Annotated in this window: 11 protein-coding genes; all 11 read right to left on the bottom strand. The window is 61.8% G+C overall.

Annotated elements, in window-relative coordinates; all coding sequences use genetic code 11:
- Positions 1 to 6: 6 nt before the first annotated feature.
- Positions 7 to 528, bottom strand: coding sequence for a hypothetical protein (locus G473_RS0101685; protein ID WP_029011683.1), 522 nt, complete (start codon positions 526 to 528; stop codon positions 7 to 9).
- Positions 525 to 1550: an NYN domain-containing protein gene (locus tag G473_RS28860; protein WP_051329773.1), complete on the bottom strand. Its 1026-nt coding sequence runs from the start codon at positions 1548 to 1550 to the stop codon at positions 525 to 527. Before G473_RS28860 ends, G473_RS0101685 begins: the two co-directional genes overlap by 4 nt.
- A gap of 102 nt (positions 1551 to 1652) precedes the next feature.
- Entirely contained in the window at positions 1653 to 2879 is a 1227-nt protein-coding gene (locus G473_RS0101675) for a class I SAM-dependent methyltransferase (RefSeq protein WP_029011682.1), read from the bottom strand.
- 1 nt (position 2880) lies between these two features.
- Positions 2881 to 6075 carry an isoleucine--tRNA ligase gene (gene ileS, locus G473_RS24515; protein ID WP_051329772.1) on the bottom strand — a complete coding sequence of 1065 codons (3195 nt, stop codon included), beginning with the start codon at positions 6073 to 6075 and terminating at the stop codon, positions 2881 to 2883.
- Between the two features lie 122 nt (positions 6076 to 6197).
- Positions 6198 to 8672: an HWE histidine kinase domain-containing protein gene (locus G473_RS28855; RefSeq protein WP_051329771.1), complete on the bottom strand. Its 2475-nt coding sequence runs from the start codon at positions 8670 to 8672 to the stop codon at positions 6198 to 6200.
- A 113-nt stretch (positions 8673 to 8785) separates the two neighbouring features.
- On the bottom strand, positions 8786 to 9343 hold the full coding sequence (locus tag G473_RS0101660; protein ID WP_029011681.1) for a GNAT family N-acetyltransferase: 558 nt from the start codon (positions 9341 to 9343) through the stop codon (positions 8786 to 8788).
- A 34-nt stretch (positions 9344 to 9377) separates the two neighbouring features.
- Positions 9378 to 9794, bottom strand: coding sequence for a c-type cytochrome (locus G473_RS0101655; RefSeq protein ID WP_029011680.1), 417 nt, complete (start codon positions 9792 to 9794; stop codon positions 9378 to 9380).
- Between the two features lie 11 nt (positions 9795 to 9805).
- A complete protein-coding gene (locus tag G473_RS0101650; protein ID WP_245579966.1) occupies positions 9806 to 11413 on the bottom strand; it encodes a flavin monoamine oxidase family protein in 1608 nt (535 codons plus the stop codon).
- Positions 11414 to 11518: 105 nt separating this feature from the next.
- A complete protein-coding gene (locus G473_RS0101645; RefSeq protein WP_084437568.1) occupies positions 11519 to 13966 on the bottom strand; it encodes a TonB-dependent receptor plug domain-containing protein in 2448 nt (815 codons plus the stop codon).
- 258 nt (positions 13967 to 14224) lie between these two features.
- A complete protein-coding gene (locus G473_RS0101640) occupies positions 14225 to 14728 on the bottom strand; it encodes a RidA family protein (RefSeq protein WP_029011677.1) in 504 nt (167 codons plus the stop codon).
- Positions 14729 to 15298: 570 nt separating this feature from the next.
- Positions 15299 to 15973, bottom strand: a complete 675-nt coding sequence (locus tag G473_RS0101635) for a transglutaminase-like cysteine peptidase (protein WP_161630926.1) — start codon at positions 15971 to 15973, stop codon at positions 15299 to 15301.
- Positions 15974 to 16303: the final 330 nt, after the last annotated feature.

Raw genomic sequence — 16303 nt, 5'->3', positions numbered from 1 at the left:
AGACGCTCAAGGGCAGGCAGCGCGCGTCAGCGTATAGGCGGCGAACGGGGCTTCTTTGCCGTTGGCATCGCGCGCGATGATGTCCCAGCGCAAGCCTGTATCCCCCATGCGCCAGCGATTGATGAACAGGCTGTCGGGATATTGGTAGCTGATATCGAAACCGCCGGGCTGGACCGAGCCGGTACCGATAGCGGTGAAGGTGCCGCCGAAACTGTCGGACCAGAAACCTGAAACCGCCTTGTCATCCTTGGCCGAACCGGCACCGAACAGCAGATGGGCGGCGTAACGATCGGAAGGATCGCCGATCGTCGTGCTGTCGCTGTCGATGGCGAACATGGCATCCAGCGCCACGGCGCGGGCGGAAAGGCTGATGGAAACCTTCTTGTCCATCACGACGCCTTCCCCCTTCCAGCAGCCAGTCAGCGCACTGACGGCGGCGGGGACGGGTGGCACACCCGGTTCCAGGGCGGAAGCGGTTGGGGTGATGAGGGACAGTCCGGTGAGGGCCAGGAGGAAGCGCGGGATCACGGGGTCTGACCTCCTCGCGGCAGGCTGTTCACCTTAGTATTGAAGTAACGCCGCATGTCACGCTTCTGCTGCGTATCTAGTGGAGCACCAATCGCTTGCCTGGCAACTTTGAGCAATTCCCTGTCAAGGTCGGAAGGGATGCTCTTATCGCCTGTCCCGGATTGGTGCTGGGCAACACTGGACAGGCGGTTGGAGTCGAGTTGTGTCACGAAAGTATCGACAGCATTCTCGATCGCACTCTGAGCAATAGAGGGGGAAGCAGAAGTTACGGCGGTGATGCCAGCAGTCGCTGCCAACGTCGGGGGAGCCGAAGCCGCGACCGTCAAGAACGTTGTCACAGTCAACTGATCCCAGGCCGCTGTCGAATCCGCTTCCTGTCGCAGGTAGCGACTCATCGACGCCTGACTTGGATCACTGCCAAGCCCAAGCAGATGGACACGAACACCGAACGTCTGCGTGACCTGGACTCCGATCCGAAGATCATCATCACCCCCGATCAGAAGCGCGTCGCCGATCGCGCCATTGCGCGCCAACTCGATCATGTCGGTGATAATCATCGAATCAACGCCCTTCTGCTGGCCAAATCCGTTGATTTGGCCAAGACGAAGCTTGAAATTATCAGTAAAAGCAATTTTCGATTGGTCAGATGACATCGTACCGCTCTGCGGTAACCCATCGTACCAATAAACCCGCAGCAGGGAACCATTGACCTTGCCTGCTAGGTGACTATCCAGGGTTTGCACAAAAGCTTGTGGGTTCAGGGTCATGTGCTGGCGGGGAGCGCCATCATGCCCCAAAAGTTTGCAGCCACTCTTATAAAGGTAGCCAGCATCCACAAAAACCGCGTATCGCTCCATGCCAATACCCTCGATAGCTGTATTAATCCAATCGAGGTAACGCATATTGGAGAAAATAAAAAGGGCCCCTATAAAGGGACCCTTGTAAGCCCAGCGAGACCGGCGGTTAAAATAAGCGGCATCACTAGGTAGTTTGTAGATAGCGCTGATAATCTGAATCGTCAAGCACCCAAAGGGTACTGCTGCTGCCCAAATCAGTTTTAAGAGACGAGAATCGCGCAGCAGAAAATTTGCATAGGCGATGATGACACGCCCCTAGATCGAAGGCTAAAACCCCGCATCCCCCGCCTTGGGCAATTCCAGCCCCGCCCCTTCCAGCCCCAGCAACTGGGCCAGACGCGGGCGCACCTTCCATTCGGTGATCAGGGCGCGGTAATCGGCCAGCACATCCTTATCCCCCGCCCCACCGGTGAAGGTGGCGCGCAACAGGGTGTTGCGCGGGGTATGTTCACTGCCGATAAATTCCACAATCTCCGCCCGATAACCGGACAGCCGCATCAGGGCGGCGCGCAGCGCATCGGTCAGCGCATCGGCCAGCCGTTCCCGCAGGATGCCATGGCGCGTCACCAGCCCATAGGGGGCCGGCGTTTCGGCGGCACGGAGCTGTTTTTGCAGATCATGGTGGCAGCAGGGGGCCGCCAGCACGAAGCGCGCCTTCCAGGCCACGGCGCGGGCCAGCGCATCATCGGTGGCGGTGTCACAGGCATGCAGGGCCAGCACCACATCGGCCCCGTCCAGCGGGGCCTCGGCGATGGTGCCTTCCAGAAAGCGCAACCCGCCCCAACCCAGTTGGGCCGACAGCGCGCTGTTGCGTTCGCGGGCCTGCCGCTTCACATCCACGCCCACCATATCCACATCCAGCCCGCGCACATGGGCCAGGAAGCGATAGGCGGCGAAGGTCAGATAGGCGTTGCCACAACCCAGATCGACCACACGCAGCGGTCGGTCGCTTGGCAATTGTTCCGGCTTCAGCACCGCATCCAGCGCGCGCAGGAATTCCTCTACCTGGCGGAACTTGTCCTGTTTGGTCGGCTTGATGCGGCCATCGGCGTCCGCAATGCCAATCGCCTGCCAGAACGGGTCTGCCGGGTCCAGCAGCCGCGCCTTGGCCCGGTTGTGCGACAGTTCGCGTTCCACCGGGGCGGCTTGTTTGCTGCGGCTGACCATCGGCTCACCCTTCTTGGTGATGCGGATCTGCAGCGTGCCGCCGGTGCTTTCCACATGCCAGTTGGCGAAGCCCTGGGACAGGGCTTCATCCACCATGGCAGCCGCCTCGTCGCCATAGGCGGCGTTGGACGTGTGGGCCTGGCGTTCATCATAGGCGACGCGCTGAAGGCGTTGGCCTGCCTTCAGCGAAACGGGCCGCAGTTCCAGCCGGCGCCAGGGCGGGCTGGTATTGCGCTGCCGGCCAGATGCTGTGGCCCTGACCAGCCCCTCCCCGTCCAGCAGCAGCGCCCGCAGTTCCGCCAATACCGACGCCAGCGCTTCAGCCATCTCAGTTGGCCTTGGCCAGCGCCAGCGCGATGCTGGCACCGGACAGATCGACGGAGATGGCCCCTTCGGGCAACTGAGCCGGGTTCACCAGCAGATCCAGCGCCAGGGTTTCCCGCTTGATGCTGTCGGCATGGGTCGCCAAGGCCCCCGCCACCGCATCGGGCACCTGGGTGGTGATGGTGATGCGGTCGGTGACCTGGAAGCCCGACTCCTTGCGGGTGGACTGCACGGCACGCACGAAGTCGCGCGCCCAGCCTTCCGCCTCCAGTTCCGCATCCACGGTCACATCCAGCACCACCACGCCCTTGCCGCCGGCAAAGCGGGCGGCGTGGGTGCCTTCCTTGGCCTGGATGCGGATGTCGAAATCACCAGCTTCCAGCACAACGCCGGCCAGTTCAACCGTACCGTCACCCTTGTCGGCCCATTTGCCCTGCTTGGATGCCGCCATCACCTCCTTCATCTTCGGCCCCACCTTCGGGCCAACCAATGCGGCATTCACCGCCAGTTGGCGGGTGCCGACCAGGGAGATGTCGGAGGAAACAGTCACCTGCTTCACATTCACCTCGTCCGCCACCAGCGCACCCAGCACGGCGTCGAACTGGCCCTTCAGCCGGTCGGCATCCGGGTGAACGATGGTCAGCGTGCGCAGCGGCAGGCGGATGCGCAGCTTCTTGGCTTCGCGCAGCGACATGGTGGCGGCACAGATTTCCCGCACAAGGTCGATCTGGCTGGTCAATTCATGGTCGGACGGCAGATGCGACACGTCTGGCCAGTCGGCCAGATGCACCGAGGCTTCGCCGGTCAATGCTGTATAAATCCGCTCCGTCACATGCGGCAGCATGGGGGCAAGCGCCTTGGTCACCGTCACCAGACAGGTGTACAGCGTGTCATAGGCATCGCGCTTATCCTGGGCCTCAGTCTCGCCGGCCTCCCGCCAGAAGCGGGAGCGGGAACGACGGATATACCAGTTGTTCAGCGCATCATAATATCCAGCCACCAGCGCATAGGCACCCGGCAGGTCGTAGCTGTCCAGCCTGCCTTCAATGCCTTCCACCAGCTCCCGCGTCTTAGCCAGGATATAGCGATCCAGCAGCCCCTTCTGGTCGGCGCGGATGGTGCCCTTCACCTGATCGATATTGGCGTAGAGCGTGTAGAAGCTATAGGCGTTCCACAGCGGCAACACGCCCTGGCGCAGGGCCTGGGCGATGCCGCGCGCATCCTTGGGCATGGCCAGATCGCCGCCCACCATCAGCGGCGAGGACACCAGATACCAGCGCAGCGCGTCGGCACCCTGGTTGTTCAGCACCTCCACCGGGTCGGGATAGTTGCGCAGACGCTTGGACAGCTTCTGCTTATCCTCGTCCAACACCACGCCGTGGCAGATCACGTTCTTGAACGGCGCGCAGTCGAACAGGGCCGTGGACAGCACCATCAGCGTGTAGAACCAGCCACGGGTCTGCGCCACATATTCGACGATGAAATCGGCGGGGAAGTTGCGCTCGAACCGTTCCTTATTCTCAAACGGGTAATGCTGCTGGGCGAACGGCATGGAGCCGCTTTCGAACCAGCAATCCAGAACGTCTTCGACGCGGCGCATCATCGACTGGCCGGTCGGATCGTCCGGGTTGGGGCGCGTCAGATGATCGATGGCGGGGCGGTGCAGGTCCGTGACCTTCACGCCGAAATCGCGTTCCAGTTCCGCGATGGAGCCATAGACGTCGATACGCGGATATCGGGGGTCATCGCTGCGCCAGACCGGGATGGGCGAACCCCAGAACCGGTTGCGGGAGATGTTCCAGTCGCGCGCATTGGCCAGCCAGTTGCCGAAGGAGCCATCCTTCACATGGCCGGGGATCCAGTTGATCTGCTGCTGGTTCAGCTCGACCATCCGGTCCTTGAACTTGGAAACCTCGACGTACCAGCTATTCACCGCCTTGTAGATCAGCGGCTGATCGGTGCGCCAGCAATGCGGATAGTTATGCAGATAGGTCTCGTGCCGCAGCACGACGCCCCGCGCCTTCAAATCCTGGATGATCGGCTTGTTGGCCTCGATCACATTCAGCCCGACATAATCGGAGATTTCGGCGGTGAAGTTGCCGGCCACATCCACTGGCACCTTCACCGGCAGACCGTTGGCCTTGCAGACGGCCAAGTCATCCTCACCGAAGCCGGGCGCCAGGTGGACGATGCCCACGCCGTCACCCGTGGTGACGAAATCCGCCACCAGAATCTGGTGCGCCTTCTCCAGCCCCTTGAAATAGGGGAAGATCGGCTCGTACGTGCGGCCACGCAACTCTTCCGCCGTCAGCGTCGATTCCTGCTCGTACCCTTCCAGCTCCTTGGCATATTTGCCAATGGCGCTGCTGGCCAGGATCAGCCGGTCATCGCCCTTGCGCATGACCGCATACTCGATCTCCGGCCCCACGGCCAAGGCGAGGTTGGACGGCAGGGTCCAGGGCGTGGTCGTCCAGGCCAGGATATCGAGAGCGCCGGCATCGCCCGCCCGCGGGTGCAGGCGGAACCGCACGGTCAGCGCCGGGTCTTGCCGTTCGCGGTAGGAATTATCCAGCCGGGTTTCAAAGTTGGAGAGCGGCGATTCCACAGCCCAGCTATAGGGCACGACGCGATAGCCTTCATAGACCAGCCCCTTGTCCCAGAGCTGCTTGAAGGCCCACATCACGCTTTCCATGAAGCTGATGTCCATGGTCTTGTAATCATTCTTAAAATCCACCCAGCGGCCCTGGCGGGTGACGTAATATTCCCATTCCTGGGTAAAGCGCAGCACCGACACCTGGCAGTGGGCGTTGAACTTATCGATCCCATATTTCAGGATGTCGTGACGCCCGGAAACGCCCAGTTCCTTTTCGGACTGCAATTCCGCCGGCAGGCCGTGGCAGTCCCAGCCGAAGCGGCGTTCGACCTTGCGGCCCTTCATGGTCTGGTAGCGCGGCACCAGATCCTTCACATAGCCGGTGACCAGATGGCCATAATGCGGCAGGCCGTTGGCGAACGGCGGGCCGTCATAGAAGACGAATTCATTATGGTGGCCGTCCTTTTCCAGCGGGCGGAAATCCACCGACTGCTGGAAGACCGCATTCTCCTTCCAAATCCGCTGCACCTCTTCCTCGATCCGGGGGAAATCCGGATTGGGTTCGGCGGCGGGATAGGGCGTGAAAGCGGTATCGCGGGTCGTCATGGCACACCATTACGTGGATGAAACCGCTGCCGGGCGAAAAGACCCGGCACGGCATCATCTGATGTAACCACCCGCGCTTTGCCTGTCTAGGATGGGACCACGCAAGGCAACCTTGTGCCGGATCAAGGTTCGGCGTGAAGATGCGGCTGTTCCAGCAGCCGGGCCAGGGCGACGCGCAGGGCCGGCAGGGTCACCGGCTTGCGCAGCACCGGCACATCCGACCATTGCGATCCCCAGTCGGTCACATTGGTATAGCCGGTACAGAACAGCAGCGGCACGCCCCGTTCCCGCAGGATTTCCGCGACAGGAAACACTTCGGCATCACGCATGCCGATATCCAGCATGGCAGCGTCCAGCGCCTCCACCTGGGCGGCGGCAAGGGCGGCCGACATGGTATTGGCGGGACCGATGACGCGATAATCCAGCACTTCCAGCATTTCGCGGAATAATTGGCCAAGCGGGATACTGTCCTCCACCACCAGCACGCGGGGCCCGCGCGGACCATCGCCCTTGTCGGCAGTGTCCGGAGCCGGGACGGGGGACGTGTCCTCCTGCGTCACAAGCTGGTCGGCGGGAAAATTGATGACGGCATGCAGGCCCTGTGGCGTCCAATCATAGGTGATGGTGCCCTGAAGCTGCTGGCGCATGCTGGCTTCGATCATGGTGGAGCCGAATCCCTGACGGATCGGCGCCTCCCCGACAGGGGCGCCTGTTTCCTGCCAGTCCAGCCTTATCCAATCGCCATTTGCAATAACCGACCAGCGCACCAGCAGCCGGCCTTCAGGCCGGGACAGGGCTCCATGTTTGGCGGCATTGGTGGTCAGTTCGTGCAGCACCATGGAGAGTGGTTGGGCCGCTTCTGGCAGGACGACGATATCCGGTCCCTCAAGCCTGACCCGCGCGTCGGAGTCGGGGTCGGCATAAGCCTCAAGTTCCACCTGGACCAGACGGGTGAGAGAAGCCCCCTCCCACCGGTTCATGGCCAGAATGGTATGGGCATGGGCGAGCGCCGCCACACGGCCTTCCACCACCTCCACAAACCGTTCCGGCGTTTCCGCCTTGGTCAGCCGGATCACGGCCTGGACCACGGCGAGCGCGTTCTTGGCCCTGTGGTCCACCTCCCGGATCAGCAGCCTCTGGGCCTGTTCCCCCCGACGCCGGTCGGTTACGTCGCTGAACACGGCATAGGCGCCCGATGGCACCGTATCCCCATCACGCAGCATGGGAACGGCGTCCACCACGATCCAGCGCCGTTCCAACCGGCGGGGATTGAAGACCCCCATCAATGTGGCCTGCACCACTTTGCCAGTCGCCAATGCCCGTATCGCCGGATGCTCATGGGCTTCCAGCCGGTGACCATCCACATCCACCGCCGCCCACTCCCGGTCATCGGCGCGGGCGCGCCGCATCTCGTCCAGGTTGCGGCCCAGGATCTGTTCTGCCGCCGCATTGGCGGACAGGATGGCGCCGTCGGGACCGTGGATCACCACCCCCTGCGTCATGGTGGTGAAAAGCAGACGGAACCGCTCCTCCTCCGCCCGCAGGGCGGCGTTGGCGGCCCGCAAGGCGGCATCATGCTCCTCCCGGGCCATGAGGGTGGATTCGACCGCGCGGCGCCGGGCGATTTCCGCTTCCAGCGCGCCGGTGGTGCTGAGCAGACGCACATTGGCACGGGCCAGTGCCCGCCCCCGCCGCCACGCCTGCAGGACCGCAGCCGACAGAACCGCGCTCACCAGCAGGGCGATCAGGGCCTGCCATTCCGTCTCCCGCCGCCAGGTCGCCGTTACACTCGCGCCATCCAGCCCCACGACGATATAGCTGTCCAGATCGGGTAGGCGGATATAGCTGTAGAACCGGTCCACATTGTCGAAAATGGAGTTGTAGCGATATTCCCCTTCCTCCGGATGCTGGATCCGCTGGGCAAAAAAGCCACTATCCGCCGGCAGCCGGGGGGGCGTACCGCTGATTGAAGGGAACCGGGCCAGGAACTCCCCCTGGGCATTGATCATGGAAACGATGCGGCCTTCCGGCACCCCCGTTTCCTGCCAGATCTGTTCGAAATAGCGACGCTGCACGGTGACCAGGATGGCCCCGTCAAAGGTAGTGCCACCATTTTCGGCGCCCCGGCGCCGGGCGATGCCCAGGGCCCAGCCGGTATCTCCCGGCCGGTCAACCGCCCCCAGATGAAAATCGGTATCCTGCTTGGTCGCCTGGAACAGGGATGTTCCGGTGATATCATCCTCTTCAGCCACCCGCCCACCGATGCCCCGCACCATGTGCCCGCTGGCATCGACCAGCCATATCCCTTCAATATGAGGAGACTGGGTGACAATACGGTGCATCAGCGTCTGCAACCGGGGATTCGCCGCAGCCGTCTCCAGGGGCTCATCTCCCAGTTCGGCATCGACCAGGGCGATGGTCAGGGCCTGCGCCTCGAACACGCGCAAAGCATGTTCCCGCAGCGCACGCGCCTGCTGTCGCCGGTCATCCGCGGCTTTGGCAATGGCTGCATCATGGGTGCGCCATGCCACCAGTCCGACCGTCATGCCAGGAAGCAGGATGGCCGCCATCAAAAGCAGGGCAAGCGGTCGGTTCAAGGCTGATCCAGGGACAAGGAAAGGGGGGCGATAAACCATGATCCTGACGGATATGGGGTCCAAATCGCCAGCCCCCAGTATGCCTAAGCGCAATGGCCTAGCAAAACCGCCCTTTAAGCCAGCCCCTCAACCAAGTTTTTTCGCATCGGGACAAAGGGAATGCGTCCACCATCGGGCAGGGGTAATTCAACCCTTCCGGTCGCCGTAAATCCCAAGGCGGTATAAAGCGGCACCCCCGGCAATGTGGCCATCAGTTCCAGCATTGTGAAACCTGCCGCCCCTGCCGCCGCCTCCGACGCGGCCATCAACATCCGGCCAACGCCCCGGCGGGCGAAGGCGGGATCGACGAAGAAGGCCCTGATCTTCGCCGGCTCCTGTGCTGGATCGACCAGTTCGGGCGAACGGTCGCTGAACTGGTCGCCGCCGCACAAGGTGCGCCGCCGGCTCCAGCCTCCGCACCCGGCCGGCACACCTTCCCCCGTCTCCACCACAAAATAGGTGCCATCCGCGATCAGCGTACCGTCGATCCCGAAGATGGCAGCCAGAGAGCCATCGATCTGGGCCGGGCTATAATGATCCCGACTCAGCTCCCGCACAGAGCGGTCGACCAGCGCTGCCAGCGCCGGCCGGTCCGCTGGCGTGGCAAGGCGCAGATGCAACCCTTCCCCCATATTGCTCCCCTTTTGGCTCCCCCCTGTCAGGCGCTCAGGGTGTGATCCGTGTATCCTTGACCTCTTCTGCCGTCACCGGCTCCGCGAATCCATTGCCGAAATGGGTGCGGATATAGCCGACCACGGCCGCCACCTGCGCATCGCTCAGATAACCGAAGGATGGCATGGCCTTCTGGCCATTGACCACCATATGGATGGGATAGGCGGCTGCTTCCAGATTGGGATTGGCGGCCAGGGCGGGATAGGCGCCGGCCCCCTGCGCCCCCTGCCCCTCCGGCATGTGGCAGCCCTGGCAGATGGCACGGTAGAGATGCTCGCCATCCTGATAGGAGAAGCGGCGGGCATCGGCAAAATCGCTGCTCTGGGCATCGGTACGCTGGGCGACGGCGGGCAAGGCGGCAGCCGACAGGGCGATGGCCAGCAGACCGGCGGACAGAAGACGGGTATGCATGGGTCTCTCCCTCAACGGGCGGTGATGCGCTGATGCAGGCGGGTGATGGCGTCCAGGGAGGAGAGAACCGCCCCTTCCTGCCAGGCCGGCAGGTAGGAGACATGCTCCCCCGCCAGCAGGATGCGCCCGTCGATCTGGCATAGGTTGTTGTAATGTTCCTTGCGCTTCTCCGGCGTCCAGGAACCGAAACAGCCCAATGTCCAAGGCACGCGGTGCCAGGCGACAGCCACGCCATTCTCGAATTCCTGCCGATATTGCGGGTGGATCTGCGCGCCGAACTCCACGCATTTCTTCACCCGTTCCTCCGGCGCCATGGCGGCGAACTCATAAGCGAACGGCCCCCAGGGATAGGCCCCCAGCAGCACACCCTTGCCCTTGGAGCCATAATTGCTTTGCGGATAGGCGATGAGCGAGATGGGCAGATCGGTATAGGAGATGCCGCCGTAAATCTCTTCATCCTGCTCCCAGAAACGGCGCTTGAACTGCAAGCCCACCTTGAACGCCGCCTCATAAGGCAGCGCGTCGATGGCCGCCTCCATGGCGGGCGAGACGTTCTTCTTGATCTGCGACAGGATGGATGCCGGGATGGTGCACAGGCACCAATCGGCCTTGGCCGTCTTCACGGCCCCGCCGGCCTTGGTATCGACATAGGTGACGGTGACGCCGCCATTATCCTGGTGGATCTCGGTCACTTTGGCGTTGAAGGTGATCTTGTCCTTCACCTTTTCCGCCAGGGCCATCGGGCCTGCATCCATGCCGCCTTCCGGCTGGAACAGGGCGGTCTGGAACTCATAGCCCGAGCCGGTGCCGATGGCCCGCCAGAGGCCGGATTGCAGCAATTGGGAGAATTCGATCGGTTTGGAGAAGACCGGTTCCCCGGACAGGCCGCCGCCGGGATCCTTCTCGAACCCGCGCCGGTTGGATGTATCGGCATTCGCGGCATAGGCGTAATTATCGTCCAGCGCGCCCCAATCCTGCATGGCGGCCAGCAGCTTTTCCTGATCTTCCTTCGTGACATAGCCGTCCAGGCCGCCCTTATGGCCCAGCTTGGCCAGAAGCTCGGCGACATGGCCGTTGAAATCGGCCAGCACATGGCGATAGCGCTGCGGCTTGCCGTCAAAGGCGGATTTGGAATGGACATAGGCGTTGTAATTGATCTGGAAGAACGGCTCCAGTTTCACGCCCAGCTCATGGTAATAATGCATCACGGCGCGATGATGGTACGGCACGCGCCAGGGGCCGGGATTAAGATAATGCCCCTTATCAAAACCGACCTTCTGGGTGAAGCCGCCCAACTCGGTATAGGTGTCGCCGCCGCGCAGGGTCCAGGCACGGCCACCGGCCTTTTCCCGATATTCCAGCACCTGCACCTTATAACCGGCCTTGCCCAGTTCATAAGCGGCGACCAGACCGGCCCAGCCGGCGCCCAGAATCAAGACCGACGCCCCTTTCGGCGCCCCGGACAGGGAGGGCGGCCCCTTGAATTCGCTCTCCGCGGCATAACCCAGCGATGTCGCCGCCTGGTACATGACGGAGCTGCCGGCGGCGGTGCCGATCATCGACAGTAACTGGCGACGGGTCATGCGACCCGCCGACGGCATGATGTTCTCTACAGCCATTCTCTGCCTCAAGCGGACGTGCCACGGCTATGTCCGGGGCCCGTCCCTCTCACGCTTCGGGAAAGGAGGGGGCGGCGGCGCAGAGCCACCGCCCAACCCGGATCATCAGAACGCCACCTTCAGGCGGACATAGTAGGTGCCGCCGTCATAGCCGATGGGGGCCGTATCGGGATAAACCTGCCCCACGGAATAGCTGCCATCGGTATTGGCATTCAGCTTGTCGGGATAATTGTCGAACAGGTTCTGCGCGCCGACCGACACCGTGATCTGCTCATAGAACGTGTAGCTGACCTCGGTATCGAACAGCCATTCGGAGCCGAAGGTCTTGGCATAGTTCGCCGTATCGGTGAACTTGCTGTAATAGCTGGCGCGGCCCAGCAGCGAGAAATCACCGATCGAATAAAGGGCGGTGAAATTGCCGCGATATTTCGGCAGTTGCTTCTCCAGATCGGCAACGCGGTCATCATCAATGACATCTTCGTTGCGGGCGATGACCTTGGTCTTGTTGTAGTTGACGGCCGCCGTCAGATCGATCTTGCCGTCACCGGCATCGACGCTGGTATTGGCGACAATATCGACACCCTGGGTGCGGGTATCGAAGGAGTTGGTGAAGTAATTGACCGCCCCCAGCGTGTTGGCGCCGGGCACGCCCAGGGCCGCCAGGGCGGCACGGTCAGCCGCGGTGGGGTTGAAATCACCTGACAGCGCGATCCGGTCTTCCACCTTGATGTTGTAATAGTCAACAGTGACTGAAATATCGGCCACATCGGCCACGAAGCCGCCGGCGAAGTTGGTGCTCTTCTCTTCCGACAAAGGCTCGGCGCCGAAATACTGGGCGACGATGCTGTCGGCAGGATAGGTGCCGCGCGCCACCGGGCTGGAACTGCCCGCCGGGAAATAGGTCTGCACAGAAGAGGTCTGCGACTGGCCGGGCGTGGGGGCGCGGAAGCCAGTATTGACCGAACCGCGCACGGCGAAGCTGTCCGTCAACTCGTAACGACCGCTGACCTTCCAGTTGAAGGTGGAGCCGAAATAATCGAAATCCTCGTACCGGCCGGCAACGCCCAGGGTGAATGCCTCGGTCACATCGGTTTCGGTATCGACATAGAAGGCGATATTGTCGCGGGTGAACTCGCCGCTATCCTCGGGCCGGAAGCCCGGATAGCCGTTGGAGCCGATCGGCATGCCGAGGATCGCGCCCGTCACCGGATCGGTGTAGGAGGCGTAGGGGCCAACCGTGTAGGAGGCGGTATCGCCCGGTGCGATTTCATAGACTTCGCGGTGAAATTCCGTGCCGATGGCGAGGTTCATCGGGCTGGCCAGACCGATTTCCACCGGATAGGCCAAGTCGATATTGGCGCTGGTCTCTTCCTGCACCAGACGACCGACATAGAATTCCCGCGGGCTGTCCGGGCCCATGGAGGGGTTAACCGTGTTCTTCAGATCGTAATCGAGCTGGTTACGGCCATAGGAGCCGCTGATATTATAGGTCAGGCCGCTTTCCAGCTCATGCTTGAAGCCACCGACCAGCGAGGCGTCCTTCATGTCGCCATAGAAGCGCGGCGTGAAGCCCAGCGGGAACCATTCCCGGAAGGTAAAGCCATCCGGATCGCCTGCCACCGGCAGGACCGGGCCATTCACCGCATGGTCGGTCGAAGGCGGCCGGTAGAAGAAGCTGCCATTGCTCTTGGACGTGCCGTAATTGCCGAACAGATAGATGCTCTGCGTGTCGGTCAGGTCGATGCCGCTATTGATGAAGACGCGGGTCGCATCGGCATCCGGCGAACCCCAGTTCATGGCCAGATCGGTCTTGGCCGCCGGTGCCCGCGGGTCCTGAACGCCGCGATTGGTCGGATCGGATTGGGTATATTCGGCGGAGATGTTGAAGAAGCCATTCGGCCCCAACGGCAGGCCGACATTGGCCGCCATTTTCATATTGTCGCCGTCACCTTCATAGGTCGACCCATACTGGATTTCGGCGGTGCCGCCTTCCGAGGCATCCTTCAATTGGAAATTCATCACGCCGGCAATGGCGTCGGAACCATATTGGGCCGAGGCGCCGTCGCGCAGCACTTCGACCTGTTTGATGGCGATGGCGGGAATCTGCGCCAGATCGGACGCCTGGGCGCCGGCCGCCAGCGCACCACCGCCCAGTTGCACCAGGGCCGAGCGATGGCGGCGCTTGCCATTCACCAGGATCAGGGTCTGGTCGGGCGGCAGGCCGCGCAGCGTCGGCGGGCGCACGAAGGTGGAACCGTCGGAGATGGCGTTACGGCTGACATTGAAGGACGGCACCAGGGTGCGGAGAATATCATTCGTATCGGTAAAGGATTGCTTTTCCAGGTCGCCCGCACCGAACACGTCAATCGGTGCCAAACTTTCCGTCGCGGTCCGGTTGGCGACGCGGGTACCGGTGACGATGATCTCATCAATTTCCTGGGCAGTGGCGGGAGCGGCCATGCCCAGCGGAAGCAGGCTGGTGGAGCAGAGAATGCCAAGGGCGATCTTGCGTAGTGCCGGTTGCTGAGCCGGTATGCTGTTCTTTACCCGCATATTTAGTCCCCTGTTCAACTCGGTTGTTTCGTTCTTTGCCTCCTGGTGCGTTGATCCATCCCCGGAACAGCCGTTGACCGGCCTTATCGGCGTGAGCCCGCCCCGCCGCCGGTTTTCCGGCTGACGGGGCTGTCGGCCCGCCTTGTTCAACCGCCTGTACCCGCAGGCGGAAACCCCATGTTGAGCCCCCTGGAACAGGGTGGCCCCGACCTTAAAAAGGGCGGGAGGCGACCCCTCGCCATCCCGCCCTTTTTTCCGTTACTTGGCCTTGGCCTTGGCGGCCACGACCTCAATCTCCACCAGCATGCCCGGCGAGGCCAGGGCCGCGATCTGGACCGTGGACCGGGCCGGCTTGTTCGGCTGTTCCGGCGTGCCGAAGAATTTGGTGTAAGCGGCCATCATGCCGCTGAAATCCATCACATTGCCCTTGGCGGGATCACCCACCAGATAGACATGCATCAAGACCACATCGCCCATGGTCAGCCCCTGGGCCGCCAGCGTCTCCTTAATGCGGGTCAGGACGTTGAAAGCCTGCGTTTCAGTATTGCCAAAGACTTCCGTGCTGCCCTTGGGCGCGTCTTTGTTCACCACCGGCGGCACGGTGCCGCTCAGGAAGATCAGGTCCGAACCGCCCGGCACCAGAACCGAGGAGGCGATAGGGAAATTGGGCACATCCGTGCGCTTGATCTCCTGCGCGTTGGCGGCACCTGCCACCAGCAGCGACGCCAGGGCAAAGCCCGTCAGGCAACCAATCCGTTTCAAATCCAACCTCCTGAATTTTATTGTCCTGTGTCCGTCAACGGCCTGTCACGACCGGGACGGGGTTTATAAGCCACACTTTGCGGCCATCATCCCAGGCAACACCTGAGAGAAGTTCGGGCCTGCCCTGCCCCTGTACCGCCACGGCCGGATTTCCCGGCGCCTGGTGCGCCTTTGATGGCGGACGCGATACAGCGACCACCTTGACTGTGTTCCTGACAGCGACTCTTACGGCATGTTTTGCCATATCATCCTTCGCCTGCTGGACAGCCTGTTTCGTCAAGACATGGGGGAGCGGTTCACCGCCAAGTGTCCTTCGGCGATGCAGCATTCTTCATGTACCTGATCCGAAATACAGTTTCAGCAACAAGCGTGCCAATTGATTGCGCCCGCAAAACCGGGGCAGGCAAGCGTATGCGCCATACCTGTTCGCCTAAAGCATGGGCAGGCTGCCGCGTTTTATTGCTGCCTGTCTAAATATTCACCGACTGGCGGATCATTTTCGGGAGATGAGACAAATATGAGAAAAATTGAGGCAAAATCAAGAGAGGGGTTTCGACTTTAGTCGGGGGTTTATTGTTCGGACAAATTCCTGTCCGCTACCTGTGGCGCAGGCGTAAGCGGGACAGCAGGAAAATCCGGTAGGGCCCGAACCCAAGAGACCTGGCCAGGCACCTCCTGCGCAACGAAGCGATAACCCAGGGCCTGGAGATCAGCCGCACTTTTCGGCCAGCGGTGCCGGTCGTCCAGATACATCTCGCCATTACCCAAGCGGATGGCCAGGATCAGATGATAGCCGCCATCGGCGGGAAGCTGCACAATGGTGGCACGCAAGGCACCGCGCGGATATCCCCGGCGCACCAGACGGGCAATGGTGGTCATGACCACATCATCGCAATCGCCTTCCATCCCGGTGCCGATGGAGCCGAGGATCTGCCACACATCCTCAGCATCTTCCCGATAGATCAGGTCATCCACCACCTGCCGGTGGACATGCAGGGCCATGGACAGGGATTTCTGCTTCCCCGTCAGCCGCGTCGGCCCCACCAGGGGTGCGGTGCCCCCCAGTTCCACCGCACAGCCGGGGTCGCGACCGCCATAGGTGCGGCAATAGGCCTGATATTGCGGCAGGGGCGCCATTTCCCCTTCCCACCCTGTGACTGTCTCAGTGACAGCCCCGATGGCGCCGCCGGGGGCGGCCTGCGCAGCCATGGGCATGTTAGCGCCCAGCGCCGCCAATAACAGCATCACGAGCCCCGCCAGGGGACCAAGCCGGCGGCGAAGGGGAATACCCTGCCTTTGCCGCAGCGCATCCGGCAAAAAGACGACATGAACAGCAAAGACAAAGTATAAAACCGTAAATAACGTCAATATTTTATGATGGAATTCATGGACCAGCACCCACCCCTTACGCAGCGGTTCTGGTGTTGCAATGCAATATCGATCCGAGTGATCGAATGTTGATAACATAAAGGTCATTTATTTTTCACTTTGGCTGGGCCATTTCCTCCGATTCCCATATTGGCCATAGCTTGATTTGATGCCACATCAAAATTGTATGCCGGACAAATTTATACA

Origin of the sequence: Niveispirillum irakense DSM 11586 (assembly GCF_000429645.1) — a bacterium.
GTDB lineage: Bacteria > Pseudomonadota > Alphaproteobacteria > Azospirillales > Azospirillaceae > Niveispirillum > Niveispirillum irakense.
Note: the sequence above shows the minus strand (reverse complement) of the source record. Positions and strands in the feature narration are given on the sequence as shown.

Coding starts and splice junctions, on each gene's coding strand:
- G473_RS0101675 (WP_029011682.1), bottom strand. CDS start 2,879: ATGGCTGAAGCGCTGGCGTCGGTATTGGCGGAACTGCGGGCGCTGCTG.
- ileS (WP_051329772.1), bottom strand. CDS start 6,075: ATGACGACCCGCGATACCGCTTTCACGCCCTATCCCGCCGCCGAACCC.
- G473_RS0101660 (WP_029011681.1), bottom strand. CDS start 9,343: ATGGGGGAAGGGTTGCATCTGCGCCTTGCCACGCCAGCGGACCGGCCG.
- G473_RS0101655 (WP_029011680.1), bottom strand. CDS start 9,794: ATGCATACCCGTCTTCTGTCCGCCGGTCTGCTGGCCATCGCCCTGTCG.
- G473_RS0101650 (WP_245579966.1), bottom strand. CDS start 11,413: ATGGCTGTAGAGAACATCATGCCGTCGGCGGGTCGCATGACCCGTCGC.
- G473_RS0101645 (WP_084437568.1), bottom strand. CDS start 13,966: ATGCGGGTAAAGAACAGCATACCGGCTCAGCAACCGGCACTACGCAAG.
- G473_RS0101635 (WP_161630926.1), bottom strand. CDS start 15,973: ATGCTGTTATTGGCGGCGCTGGGCGCTAACATGCCCATGGCTGCGCAG.